The sequence below is a fragment of the Streptococcus halichoeri genome, assembly GCF_009870755.1.
Lineage (GTDB): Bacteria > Bacillota > Bacilli > Lactobacillales > Streptococcaceae > Streptococcus > Streptococcus halichoeri.
Genome location: NZ_WLZU01000014.1, coordinates 18,484 through 31,101, shown reverse-complemented (window position 1 = coordinate 31,101; position 12,618 = coordinate 18,484). Strand labels below are relative to the sequence as shown.

Annotated in this window: 13 protein-coding genes and 1 pseudogene; 5 read left to right on the top strand and 9 right to left on the bottom strand. The window is 45.7% G+C overall.

The window, feature by feature from the left end; genetic code table 11:
• Nucleotides 1–10: 10 nt before the first annotated feature.
• From fabK to GWD08_RS04780, 7 genes are all read right to left on the bottom strand, one after another.
• Nucleotides 11–976 carry an enoyl-[acyl-carrier-protein] reductase FabK gene (gene fabK, locus GWD08_RS04810; RefSeq protein ID WP_159564516.1) on the bottom strand — a complete coding sequence of 322 codons (966 nt, stop codon included), beginning with the start codon at nucleotides 974–976 and terminating at the stop codon, nucleotides 11–13.
• Between the two features lie 142 nt (nucleotides 977–1,118).
• The gene (locus GWD08_RS04805; protein ID WP_159544425.1) at nucleotides 1,119–1,343 is read right to left on the bottom strand and encodes an acyl carrier protein; all 225 of its coding nucleotides are present in this window, start codon (nucleotides 1,341–1,343) and stop codon (nucleotides 1,119–1,121) included.
• Nucleotides 1,344–1,405: 62 nt separating this feature from the next.
• Nucleotides 1,406–2,380: a beta-ketoacyl-ACP synthase III gene (locus GWD08_RS04800; protein WP_159564514.1), complete on the bottom strand. Its 975-nt coding sequence runs from the start codon at nucleotides 2,378–2,380 to the stop codon at nucleotides 1,406–1,408.
• Nucleotides 2,380–2,814 carry a fatty acid biosynthesis transcriptional regulator FabT gene (fabT, locus tag GWD08_RS04795; RefSeq protein WP_159544429.1) on the bottom strand — a complete coding sequence of 145 codons (435 nt, stop codon included), beginning with the start codon at nucleotides 2,812–2,814 and terminating at the stop codon, nucleotides 2,380–2,382. Before fabT ends, GWD08_RS04800 begins: the two co-directional genes overlap by 1 nt.
• A gap of 73 nt (nucleotides 2,815–2,887) precedes the next feature.
• Nucleotides 2,888–3,682 carry a trans-2-decenoyl-ACP isomerase gene (gene fabM / locus GWD08_RS04790; RefSeq protein ID WP_159560824.1) on the bottom strand — a complete coding sequence of 265 codons (795 nt, stop codon included), beginning with the start codon at nucleotides 3,680–3,682 and terminating at the stop codon, nucleotides 2,888–2,890.
• A gap of 664 nt (nucleotides 3,683–4,346) precedes the next feature.
• Nucleotides 4,347–4,790, bottom strand: a complete 444-nt coding sequence (dtd, locus tag GWD08_RS04785) for a D-aminoacyl-tRNA deacylase (protein WP_159564512.1) — start codon at nucleotides 4,788–4,790, stop codon at nucleotides 4,347–4,349.
• Between the two features lie 15 nt (nucleotides 4,791–4,805).
• Nucleotides 4,806–7,025 (bottom strand): RelA/SpoT family protein, encoded by a 2,220-nt coding sequence (locus GWD08_RS04780; RefSeq protein ID WP_159564510.1) that lies wholly within the window; start codon nucleotides 7,023–7,025, stop codon nucleotides 4,806–4,808.
• A gap of 246 nt (nucleotides 7,026–7,271) precedes the next feature.
• Here GWD08_RS04780 and nrdI point away from each other — a divergent pair, with 246 nt between their 5' ends.
• From nrdI to GWD08_RS04755, 5 genes are all read left to right on the top strand, one after another.
• A complete protein-coding gene (gene nrdI, locus GWD08_RS04775) occupies nucleotides 7,272–7,736 on the top strand; it encodes a class Ib ribonucleoside-diphosphate reductase assembly flavoprotein NrdI (RefSeq protein ID WP_159544439.1) in 465 nt (154 codons plus the stop codon).
• 106 nt (nucleotides 7,737–7,842) lie between these two features.
• Nucleotides 7,843–8,889: a M42 family metallopeptidase gene (locus GWD08_RS04770; RefSeq protein WP_159560830.1), complete on the top strand. Its 1,047-nt coding sequence runs from the start codon at nucleotides 7,843–7,845 to the stop codon at nucleotides 8,887–8,889.
• A 371-nt stretch (nucleotides 8,890–9,260) separates the two neighbouring features.
• A complete protein-coding gene (locus GWD08_RS04765) occupies nucleotides 9,261–9,587 on the top strand; it encodes a hypothetical protein (protein WP_159564508.1) in 327 nt (108 codons plus the stop codon).
• A gap of 158 nt (nucleotides 9,588–9,745) precedes the next feature.
• A complete protein-coding gene (locus GWD08_RS04760; protein ID WP_159564506.1) occupies nucleotides 9,746–10,246 on the top strand; it encodes a hypothetical protein in 501 nt (166 codons plus the stop codon).
• A gap of 23 nt (nucleotides 10,247–10,269) precedes the next feature.
• Entirely contained in the window at nucleotides 10,270–10,677 is a 408-nt protein-coding gene (locus tag GWD08_RS04755) for a protein kinase family protein (RefSeq protein ID WP_159564504.1), read from the top strand.
• Nucleotides 10,678–10,805: 128 nt separating this feature from the next.
• Here the strand turns inward: GWD08_RS04755 and GWD08_RS08850 are convergent, their stop codons facing one another.
• Together GWD08_RS08850 and GWD08_RS08955 are read right to left on the bottom strand one after the other, a co-directional pair.
• Nucleotides 10,806–10,928 carry a hypothetical protein gene (locus GWD08_RS08850; protein ID WP_268892466.1) on the bottom strand — a complete coding sequence of 41 codons (123 nt, stop codon included), beginning with the start codon at nucleotides 10,926–10,928 and terminating at the stop codon, nucleotides 10,806–10,808.
• Nucleotides 10,929–11,321: 393 nt separating this feature from the next.
• Nucleotides 11,322–11,516 (bottom strand): annotated as a pseudogene (locus GWD08_RS08955) (LPXTG cell wall anchor domain-containing protein); the annotation flags it as partial.
• Nucleotides 11,517–12,618 lie beyond the last annotated feature (1,102 nt).

Genomic DNA, 12,618 nt, shown 5'->3' with positions numbered 1-12,618 from the left:
AACCTCACTCCTACATATCTTGAGTCAGCCAGCGCTCAGCTTGCTGACAAATAGTAGCTTTTGCCTCAGCAATAATCTCTTCAATAATTGCCTGACAGCTGGCTTCTTGGGTAATCAGACCAGCAATTTGTCCGGCCATTAAGGAGCCCTGCTGCACATCACCATCAACCACCGCAGCCCGTAAGGCCCCCGCGCCCATAGCTTCAATATCTTGAGCAGATTGGTTGCCTTTTAAATACTCTTTTTCAGATTTGGCATAAGCTGTCGTTAGTTTATTTTTTAAAGAGCGAACAGGATGCCCAACAATCTGAGCTGATACGACTGAGTCAATATCCTTAGCCTGGAGAATTTTCTGCTTAAACTGAGGATGAGCGTTGGATTCTGTGGCCACGACAAAGCGTGTCCCTAGCTGGACAGCCTCTGCTCCTAACATGAATGCCGCAGCGGCGCCAGCTCCATCTGCAATACCTCCAGCAGCAATAACTGGTACAGAAACGGCCTGGACCACTTGGCGTACAAGTGTCATGGTTGTCAATTTACCAATGTGGCCGCCTGCTTCCATCCCTTCTGCAATGACCGCATCAACGCCTAATTTTTCCATACGTTTGGCTAGAGCCACACTTGGTACAACTGGAATGACAACGATACCAGCCTGGTGGAAACGCTCCAAATATTTGCCAGGATTTCCTGCTCCAGTGGTCACCACTTTGACCCCTTCTTCAATCACAAGGTCAACAATGTCATCAACAAAAGGAGACAGTAGCATAATATTAACCCCAAAAGGCCGATCAGTAATTGCCTTGACGCGTTGAATATTAGCTCTTACAATTTCTTTTGGCGCATTACCGCCACCAATAATCCCTAGTCCCCCAGCATTTGAGACCGCTCCTGCCAAGTCACCATCTGCTACCCAAGCCATTCCTCCTTGAAAGATGGGATACTCAATACCCAGTAATTGCGTTATGCGTGTTTTCATTTTTACCTTCTATAATTTAGCAATAAGACTAATTTAATTTGATAATCAAACTAATTTAGCAAGAAAGAAGAGTGAGATCCTCAAGGTCTGGTCATCTCACTCTCTCTTTAAGATTGACTTATTTTCTCGTTTATAAATGTGATTACTTGTTTTTTTCTTCAACGTAAGCCACAAGGTCGCCTACCGTATTCAAGCCTTCTTCTGACTCGATCTGGATGTCAAAAGCATCTTCGATTTCAGAGATGACTTGGAAAACGTCTAAAGAATCGGCATCAAGGTCATCAAAAGTCGTTTCCATTTTGATTTCTTCTGGTTCTTTTCCTAATTCTTCAACGATGATTTCTTGTACCTTCTCAAATACTGCCATTTTATTTCTCCTTAAAAAATGTAACGTAATAGTTTTATCACTGTGTCTGGTACACAAGCTAACTAAATTTTAACAATTAGTGTTCCCCATGTCAAACCTCCACCAAACCCAGAAAGCAAAACAAGCTTGCTGCCATCTAAGGTCAAGCGGCCCTGCTCAAAAGCTTCCGACATCAGAATCGGAATGCTGGCAGCGCTAGTGTTGCCATAATGCATCATGTTTTCTAAAAATTTGGCACGAGGTAGGTTCATTTTGCGCGCCATTTTATCCAAAATGCGCTGGTTTGCCTGATGTAATAATAAATAGTCCAGTTGGTTTTTATCAAGCCCCGACTGCTCGATAAGTTGGACAATGCTTGTTGCAACATCGCGGACGGCAAAGTCAAAGATCGCTCGTCCCTCCATCTGGATAGCTGTCTTTTTTGCCTGGCCTTGTGAATAAGGTGACGCTAGCGGGCTTGCGCCCGAGGTCAAGGTGTGGCCTCTTGAGCCATCAGTATGTAAGGATTCCGCCAAAAAGTGCGGGCGCATCGTTTGCTCGATCAGCACACCACCTGCTCCGTCACCAAACAAGACAGCTGTTGAGCGATCTGTCCAGTCCAACATCTTTGAGGTGACCTCAGCACCAATAACCAGACCTTTTTGGTAAGCACCTGATCGAATCAGCTTATCAGCCGTGGCTAAGGCAAAAACAAAGCCACTGCAGGCAGCTGTCATATCAAAGGCAAAAGCCTTGCTAGCTCCAATCCCAGCTTGGACTTTAGCTGCCGTTGATGGCATACTAGCATCTGGGGACATTGTGGCGATAATGATAAAATCAATCGCCTCTGGGGCGAGCTGTGCTTGTTGTAAAAGTTTCTCAGCAACAGCAATGGCTAAGTCGCTGGTGTTTTCTGTTTGGGTTATACGACGCTCCTCAATGCCGGTCCTTGACCGTATCCAGTCGTCTGTTGTGTCCATGATCTTAGCCAAATCATGGTTGGTCACCACTTGATTGGGAACATAGTGTGCCACAGCTCCAATCCTTGAATAAGGCATTAGACAAGATCCTCCAAAAATTGATATAGGTTTTTTAAGCCTCTTTCCATAGCTTTAGTAGCATCGTCGTCCATTTCGGCGACAATTCGCGAAAACATATTTTTATGGAATTTAGCGTGCAAGCGATCCAGCAGCCGTCCTTTTTTGGTTAAATGCAAATAAACGACTCGCCGGTCCTCACTTGAGCGGGTTCGCTCAATATAACCTTTTTTCTCTAATTTATTAAGGCTTGTTGTTACTGTACCTAGGGTCACCATTAACTCCCTAGCAATATCACTAGGCGTCACCTTGGGATATTTGCCAATAATCTCAATGGTATGCATTTCTTTAATCGAAATATCCTTGAATTGACTGGTCTTAAGACTCATTTCCTCAATCACTAGGATGCGGTTAAAGATGGCAACCAGATATTCATTAATTTGCTGATACTCCACTTTAACACCTCCTAACAATAAGCTTTGATAGTCGAATTGTATCAAAGGTCAAACTATATTGCAAGATAAAAACTCAAAGGAGGCTGGTAAAGCGGGGGCGTCTGCGTTCGGTAAAAGCCTGTACCCCTTCACGAAAGTCCGGCTGAAAGGCTAAGCTTGTTTGCTGCTGCAATTCTTCTTTGGCATAGGCTTCCCAGTGTGTAAATAGGCTTTGCCAGATGAGTTGCTTAATCGCGCGATAAGAGTGACTAGAGCCGCGGCGGAGCTTTTTCAAAAGCCGATCTAAGGCACGGTCCATGTCTGCTGGGGGAAATGTCTGATAGACAAAGCCCAGTTCCTTGGCCTGCTCGGCCGTCACAGCGTCGCCGGTCATGGCCAATTGCAGCGCTTTGTTTAAGCCGACAGCGCGTGCTAAGAGAAAGAGCCCACCGGCATCTGGGGCCAAGCCCACATTGACAAAGGCCTGGATAAAGCGGCTGCCCTCTGCAGCTAAGCAAAAGTCAGCGGCAAGTGCCAGATTAAAGGCTGCGCCGGCTACGGCACCATGGGTGCAAACGATAACTGGCAACGGCAAGTGCTTAATGGCAAAACTCATCTCTTGGACCAGCTCAGCAATTGTCACCAAGGAGGAAATATCATCTTGGTCTATTGCCTCTTGCATGGTGGCTAAATCACCACCAATGGAAAAAAGCTTGCCTTTAGCCCGAATCACGAGAAAGCGGCAGTTAGCCGTCTCTTTGACTGTCTCTAGGGCTGCTAGAAAGGCTTGGCACATCGGTACATTAAAGCCATTGGAGCGCTCGGGCTGGTTTAAGGTTAGGGTCGCCACATCCTCTTGGAAAGCCAGTGTGATGTAATCATTAGTCATTGTTTGTCCTTTGTCTAAATCCCATACCTCTCTATATTATTTTATCGTCAAATAATTTGATAATCAAATTATCCGTTATTATTTTAACGCAGTTTACCAGACAATGCAAGTTTTTCTACAATTTTTTCTTAAAAAAATCATTATAAAGCGACAATATTTAAAAAACATCAGAAAATGATGCCTACCTAGCAGCAACAGCTCGTTTAATAACAGCTATCAGTGTTAGTGTCGCAAGCAAGCAACCACCCAGAATTAACTGAGCGGTTGCTTTTTTATTAGAACTTATCTCATGATTGCGTGGGGGCGCCAATAGGGGGATGCGGTGTTAAGAGAAATTCAATTTGTTATTAATGTTGATAAAACGTGCTCTACATTGCTTAAATTTAAACTACCTAGTCATTTTGTTAATGATACACCTTTTATTTTCATTAGTTGATACCAAAGAATGCTCTAATTTCATCTGGGTCATTAACATATTTAACGTCTGAGAGGTCGACCGTCTTGGGGGTTACGTCTCCTCTCGCGCTTAGTTATCAGTCACCCACTACAGTTGACAATGAGCCAGATTTTTATGCCGCTACTTTTTTGATGATGTGAAGTCTTAGGATGACTTCTCATAACCTGCCAGATAAGCCTTGACAACTTTCTACCGGAGTTTGACTTGCTAAGGGTTTTTGGTATCTAAGACAATGGTCACTGGACCGTCATTGACAAGACTAACCTGCATATCAGCGCCAAAGACACCGGTCGCTACCGGGCAGTAGTGGCTTAGGGCCTGGTTCAAGTCCTCATAGTACCTGCGCGCAAGCTCGGGTCTTGCACCGCCATTGAAGGCTGGCCGGTTGCCCTTTTTGGTGTCAGCAAACAGGGTGAATTGCGAGACCGACAAAATAGCACCGCCAACGTCTTGCAGGGAGAGGTTCATTTTTCCTGTCTGGTCGGCAAAGATCCGCAGCTGGACAATCTTGCGGACAGCGTAAGCCAGATCGGCTGCTGTATCTGCTGGATCGACACCGACTAGTAGGAGTAAGCCCCTATCAATAGCGCCAGCGATTTTTCCGTCAATGGTAACACTGGCCTGGCTGACGCGTTGGATAATAATCTTCATGGTTAACCTCCTCGTCTAGCCGTTGGTGCGCTTAACGTTATAAACGTCGGGTACAGCTTTGATTTTTTCGACGACGGTAGTGAGATGAGCTAGGTTGGGAATGCCAAAGCTGACATGGATATTCGCAAACTTCATGTCTTTGGATGGCTGGGCATTAAGGGTCGAGATGCTCTTGGTTGAATTAGAGAGGATCTGCAAGACATCATTGAGAAGGCCACTGCGATTTAGGCCGTAAATGTCAATCTCAGCTTGGTATTCCTGGCTCGAATGGGCCATGTCCCATTCGACGTCAATCAAGCGCTGCTCATAGCCTTCTTGCGACTTGATATTATGGCAGTCAGCACGGTGGATGGCAATGCCACGACCCTTGGTAATATAGCCTTCAATCGGGTCACCAGGCACTGGATTACAGCATTTGGCAATCCGCATCAGTAAGCCAGTCGCCCCCTGGATGATGACGCCATTTTCGCTACGGACCTTAAGCACATCGCGATTATGCTGGACAACACCCCCGCCATTGACTAATTCCTCGGCCTCAGCCTTTGCCTTTGCCCGCTCTTCTTCGCGGCGTTCTTTTTCGGTTAATTTATTAAAGACCGCAATCGCACTAATGTCACCAAAACCAACGGCAGCATAGAGGGCCTCTTCGCTTTTGACACTGAGCCTTGGTAGGACTTCTTCGATCCTTTTCTTATCTAAGTATTTATTAGGAATATAGCCCTGCTCTTGAAAATAGCTGACCAAGAGCTCGCGCCCTTTATTGATGGACAATTCCTTGTCCTGATTTTTAAAGAACTGTCGAATGCGATTGCGGGCCTTGTTGGTCCGAACCAGCTTAATCCAGTCCCGACTAGGGCCAAAGGAGTTGTGGTTGGTCACAATCTCAACCACATCGCCGGTCTTTAGCTTAGCTGTGAGCGGCACCATCCGGCCATTAACCTTGGCGCCCACAGCTTTTTCGCCCACCTGGGTGTGGATGGCATAGGCAAAATCAATCGGGCCTGAGTCTTTGGGCAATTCCTGAACAGCGCCTGTAGGTGTAAAGACATAGATGCGTTCAGAGAAGATTTCCTCCTTGACCGCATCCACAAAGTTTTTAGCATTGCCATTGGAGGCATCCTGCAGCTCGACTAGTTCATTGATCCAGTTCATGCCGACCTTTTGGTCAAGCGGGCTAACCTTGCCCTTCATGCCCTTTTTGTAGGCCCAGTGGGCTGCTACCCCGTATTCAGCCACGCGGTGCATTTCCTGCGTTCTGATCTGGATCTCAATAGGACCTGTGGGCCCATAGACTGTGGTGTGGATGGACTGATAGCCATTGGCTTTTGGAGCAGCAATGTAGTCTTTAAAGCGGCCAGGCATGGGCCGCCACAATTCGTGGATGTAGCCAACCATGGCATAGACATCGCTTTGCGTTTCCATAACACAACGAATGGCAATCAAGTCAAAGATTTGGTCAAAACGCTTCTTCTTGTCACGCATCTTGCGGTAGATGGAGTAGATGTGCTTGGGCCGGCCATAAACTTCCCCATAAAGCCCTTGTTCATTGGTATAGGCGATGATCTTTGCGACAATCTCATCTACCAGGGCTTCACGCTCGCGGCGTTTTTCCCGCATCATATGGGAAATCTTGTAAAATTCGGTCTCGTTGAGGTAACGAAAGGCCAAGTCTTCTAGCTCCCACTTAATGCGACTAATCCCCAAGCGATGGGCCAAAGGAGCATAAATCTCCATGGTCTCACGTGAAATGCGCTCTTTTTTATCCTTGCGCAGATGCTTCAGCGTGCGCATATTATGCAAGCGATCAGCAAGTTTAACCAAGATTACCCGGATGTCCTTAGACATGGCCATGAGCATCTTGCGGTGATTCTCAGCTAGCTGTTCTTCATGTGATTTATACTCAACCTTACCAAGCTTGGTAACCCCATCTACAATATCACGCACATCTTTGCCAAAGTCGGTCTCAATATTATCTAAGGTAATGTCGGTGTCTTCGACCACATCATGCAAAAAGCCACAGACAACAGTGACAGCATCCAGCTGCAAGCCAGCCAAAATACCGGCAACCTGGATGGGGTGGATGATATAGGGCTCACCGGATTGACGGACTTGGTAATAATGGGCAGCCGTCGCGTAGTTTAAGGCAAACTGAACCAAGGCCACATCGCTTTCACTCATGTACTTGGCCGTCATCGCAATGACGTCTTCACCTGTTAAGTTAATCTCTTTAACCATGTTTTCCTCATTAAAAATACTTTCTCCTATTTTAACACTTTCACTGCAAAAGCAAAAGGACATTTCTTTTATGTGGGGTTCCTCCCCTACGGGGCCTGTTTTGTTTCATCGCAAAGCTAGCTCTAAGGCCTAGCTCACATCCTCAGGGTCCTAGAGCTATGAGATACAGCCTAGCTCAGCCTTGTTAAGCCCTATATATTGTGCTAAACTGTAAGTTAACAACAAGATATAGTAATAGGAGGCCACATGTCAAGAGTAACGATTGTATTTATTAGCCTCAGTGGCAACACGCTGAGTTTTGTTAACCGGCTAACAGACTATCTCAAGCAAACATATGGCGTTGAGACCAGGGCCATCAATATTAAAACCTTAAATCACCAGACTTTCAAGGTGACCGAGCCCTTTGTAGCGATTTTACCCACCTATCTCGAAGGCGGCAACGGCCTGGATTCTGGCGATGTGGAAATTCTGACAACGCCGCTTGGCGACTTCATCGCAGCCCACGACAATGCCAAGCGGTGTTTTGGCATTATCGGTTCAGGCAATCGCAATTTCAACCACCAATATTGCTTAACAGCCAAGCAATACCATCAACGCTTTGGGTTTCCTATGCTTGGGGATTTTGAGATGCGGGGAACCTCAGCTGATATTGAACGTTTAGCAGCGGTGATATTGGCAGAGCAAGACCGATTCATCAGCGCCCACAGTTAGCCCTAGTCACTCTAAGATCTTGCTAGCCTAGGGTCAGTGAGGGTTTAGTTCTACTATTAACCATGCTATAATGATAAGGAAAACTTTTGTGTAGATTGGAGTTCGCATGCAAACAACGGTTTCTTATATTACTAGCTTAGCTAATATCCCCTCGCCGACAGGCTTTACGGCCAAGATTATGCAATATGTGGCATCAGAGCTACGGAGCTTTGGCTATGAGCCGATTTTGACGGCCAAGGGCGGCTTGATGGTTACAGTGCAAGGGCAAGACGACCAGCACCAGCGGGTGGTAACGGCGCATCTGGATACGCTGGGTGCCATGGTGCGAGCGATCAAGCCTGACGGCCGACTCAAGCTGGACTTGGTGGGTGGCTTTGTTTACAATGCCATTGAAGGTGAAAACTGCACTGTGCATGTGGCTAAGACCGGCCAGGAGATTTCTGGCACCATCCTCATGCATCAAACCTCCGTGCATGTCTACAAGGATGCCGGTACAGCTGAGCGCAATCAGGCCAACATGGAAGTGCGGCTAGATGAAAAGGTCACAACAGCAGAAGAAACAGCCGCTCTAGGCATCGAGGTTGGAGATTTTATTTCCTTTGATCCACGGGTGGTGGTGACTGAGACCGGCTTTATCAAGTCCCGGCACTTAGATGATAAGGTCTCTGCTGCTATCTTGATGAAACTCTTACAAGACTACAAGACCAAGCAGATCACCCTGCCTTATACGACCCACTTTTACTTTTCCGCCTTCGAAGAAGTCGGACACGGGGCTAATTCGAGTCTGCCGCCGCAAACCCTTGAATACTTGGCAGTGGACATGGGAGCTATGGGTGATGACCAAGCCACAGATGAATACACCGTCTCCATCTGTGTCAAAGATGCCTCTGGCCCCTACCACTATGACCTACGCCAGCATCTGGTGGCGCTGGCTCAGGCGCAAGCGATTCCCTATAAGCTAGACATCTATCCTTACTACGGCTCAGACGCTTCAGCCGCAATGCGCGCAGGTGCCGAAGTCCGCCATGCCCTTCTGGGTGCAGGAATAGAGTCCAGCCACTCCTATGAGCGGACACACACGGACTCGGTCCAGGCCACAGAGCGACTGGTCGACGCCTACCTCCAAAGCCCCATGCTAGGCATCAAGCCCTAACCAGCAGGCACTGCTACCTCCTCAAAGCCTTGTGGAGGTTTTTTGGTTGGCTTGCAGGGACTGGACTGTACGGACTGTAGGGAGGATGGGCGATGGGCGATGGGCGATGGGCGCAAGCACGACAGACGCCAAGGGCGAATTGCCGAGCAGAGCAAAACGAGCAAAAGCCTGGGCTCACGCCTTAAAGCTCGACGCGGCAAGGAGCTTGTTTAGTAGATTTTATAATTAATTACTAATTTATTAAGATTTGCTAATTTTGAACTCATTAAACCCTTACCTTTAGGAGAACCTTCTAGTATAATAAATCCTGTTAGGTAGAAAAACGGCGCCAAGTTTGCTAACTAACAAATATGGAGAAGAAGGTAACTAAAATGAAAATAGTCAAGAAAAAAGCAATCGCTACAGTGGCAGTCCTTGCCCTAGCAGGCATTGGCCTAACACAAGTGTCAACTGCTTCTGCCGACACAACTAAATGGGACCCAACTACTGTTGATTTGTATCGTGGGTTTATTAAAATTTATAAAACTCATCTCCCAAATAGTCTTACAGCACAACAAGTCGAAAAACAATTTGCCCAAAAAACGGGGATTTATTGGGAAGACGCTGATCACGATTTAGAGGAGCAACTCTCAGATGCAGTTTTGGGAGATTTGCTAATCCATTATCATTCAACTTCAAAAACTAACAAAGCTAACTAAAAGCAAATGACTAGGCTTGCTACTATAATTTAAATTATAAAAACTGACCCTTAATGAGCCTTTTAAAAGGCTTATTTTTTATTAATTTATGAGTTTTTGATTAGCGTAAATTTTAATGAAAGGGTTTACTTGCAATAGTCCTCCATAGTATAATAAAGGTGTTAGAAGCAAAAGAAACGGCGCCGTTTTTAAAGTCTAACAAAGAAAGTAAGGTAATTCACATGAAACAGTTCCGCAAAAAAGCAATTGCTTCTCTAGCTGCCCTTGCCTTAGCCAGCCTATTTAGCCTAACACAAGTAACAAGTGTTTCAGCGTATACTGAACATCAACGACAACAATCAGAAATCACAATTGCTACTTATCGTAAAGAGATTAAACTTTTTAAGGCCTTATTAAGAAGGCAAAAATTTTCTGACTTTGAAAAGCTAGAAACTGAATTTCTCAATGAGAATAAAAAACCTGAAGAAAAAGTTGTCTGGAAAGAAGGATATAGTCGCTCTGCTCCAGACACTAACTATTTTGCTGGCGAACTAGAGGATAGTTTTACAATAGAGCAATTTAAAAAATTTGAAAAAAGCGATGAGGAAGCTGCTAAATTAGCTGAAGAGTTTATAACAAAATTAATGGATTTTTATATTAAAAAATACACACAAGGTTAACTTATTTTACGAGGAAAAACAACATGAACAAAAAATCAATTGCTGCACTAACTGTGCTTGCCTTAACAAGCCTATTTAGCCTGACACAAGCGACTAGCGCTTCTGCTGCTGAACAAGGTACAATGACTGTGCAGTCTATGGAGAAAAATTCGGACACGCTTCGCAAAGAAATCAAAAATACAAAAGAGCAATTAAAGAAAAAATTTGGAGAAAACGGTGATACAGCTGCCGCGGAAGATAGATTAGACAGTCTAGAAAAGGAAATTCCTTTTATGATTAGCAGCTTTAGAACACGTCACTATGACTGGTATCAAAAGAACGAATTTCCCACACGTGATTTAGAAGACAAACTCACAGCTGAAAATGATTTAACAGATTTGCTCAACCAGTATCAAAGTATTCTTCAAAGACTAACAACCACTCAGGCTTAGCCTATTTTCCTGCGAACGTGAGCGGCTGGCCGAGCCGAGCCGCTCAGCGCAGCCATTTGCTCAAAAGCCAAATAATGCGCCTCTAAAAGCTTTGTGCTGGGGCCTCGTACTCTCTCTATAATAGTTGTTTACCAAGGCTGGCACGCTGGTTTAGGCTCAAAAGGCTTAAGCAAGCGCCGTTCGGCAAAGAAAGCTCGGTTGGGTAGTAACGAGACATGATTCCCACTTTTGTGGGTGTCATGTTTTTTCATTTGCCCGCGCGTCTCCCAGCAGCTGTCTCAGGCCCTTGTAGCGCTGCTGGAGCATAGCTGGCGCTTGGGTTGGTCTAGGGGGGTTGTTGCTAGGAAGTGCTAGGAAGAGCTGACTAAGGCAGGTTAGCACTATCCTAATCAGCTTTGCTAAGGGTGCGCAGCCCTGCGCGCCCTTATGTTGAGCTTGCGCCGTTTGAAAAGCCAACCTTTTTGTGGCTGACTCCCCACCAGGAAAAGTTAGCTGGCTTGATAGGACTCAGTTGAACCAGAGGCCAGGCACACAAAAAAGAGACATCTAGCAGCTTGCTAAGCAAGTTGCTAGATGTCTTCTTTTTTTGTTTTATCTTAAGGACTAGGCCGGCAGGGCTAGCAAGCTAGCTACCTGGTTAAGCCTTAGTTTTCTTCTTTGCGTTTGCGAGCAAGAATCCCAGCAGAAGCCATAACGGTTAGGGCTGCAGCTGTAAAGAATGGGTTGCTTGCTGCTTCACCAGTTGATGGTAATTGTGCAGCCTTGTTGTCCATACTTGGTGCCATCGGTCCAACTTGAGGAGCTGATGCGTGGTTAGCTCTACCCATCTTGCCTTTGGTATCTGTCGCTTGATGTGCTTTACCTTGTGGTGCAGCTGGAGCCTCAGGTCCTTTAGGTGTTTCTTGAGCTTTTTTCATGTCCTCAAGTTCTTTTGTCTTATCGGCTAGTTGTTGTTCAAGCACTGCTAATTTTTTATTGAGCTCTTCTTGGTTTGCTTGAAGGGCTTGGTTTTGTGCTTGTGCTTCTTCAAGCGCTTTAGCTTGTTCAGCTTTTAATTGCTCAATTTGGGCATCTTTTGCGGCCAAGTCATGTTTAGCTGACTCAAGCAAACGGTCGTAGGTAGCTTGGTCGGCAGCTTGTTTTTCTTTAGCAGCAGCGAGCTGTTGATCAAGTTCGTCCCTTTGTTTAAGGAGGTCACCAATTTCTTGGGCAGCTGAGTCTGCGCGTCTTGCAGCGTCTTCTTTGTTGGTCGCTAATTCTTGCTCTAAAGCTTCACGTTTGTGCAAGAGCTCACCAATCTCTTCAGCAGCTGCTTCACCACGTCGTTTAGCATCTTCGGTAACAGTTGCTAATTGTTGCTCAAGGGTAGCACGCTCACCCAACAAGCGGCCAATTTCTTCAGCACCTGCTTCAACGCGTCTTTGCGTGTCACCAAGTTTGATTTTGAGGTCTTTCTTGACTTCTCTTAATTTTTTCTTGACTTCTTTTAGTCTGTCAACTTTTTCTCTCAGAGTCTTATTTTGTTCAGTTTTTTTCGCTAATTGCTCCCGACTCTCATTACGTTCCTTCATAATTGTTTCGTAATTCTTATCTTCCGGAGCATACACCGGAGCTGCATGCGCAGTTGTCCCCACGCTTGCTGCACCAAAGAGGCTGGCTGCTAGCAAGCTGCTGGTGAGAACTTGGCGGCAGAGCGTTTTTTTAGCTGTTTCTTTTTTCATTTTTCTTCCTTTTCTCCTCTAAAATCCTTAGGCCAATCAGCATACGATTGACGAGCGATAGGTGAGTCTACCGCTAGGTTCGTCCTCATTATAGTCTGTTCGAGGAAGCGAGAAAAGGTCGCTTTTATTTGATTTTAATTAGTTTTTGATTAAGAAAAGACTGCCAAAAAATAGCAGGATGAGAAATTTATGGTTGGCTACATCATGTCGGCAAAAACAC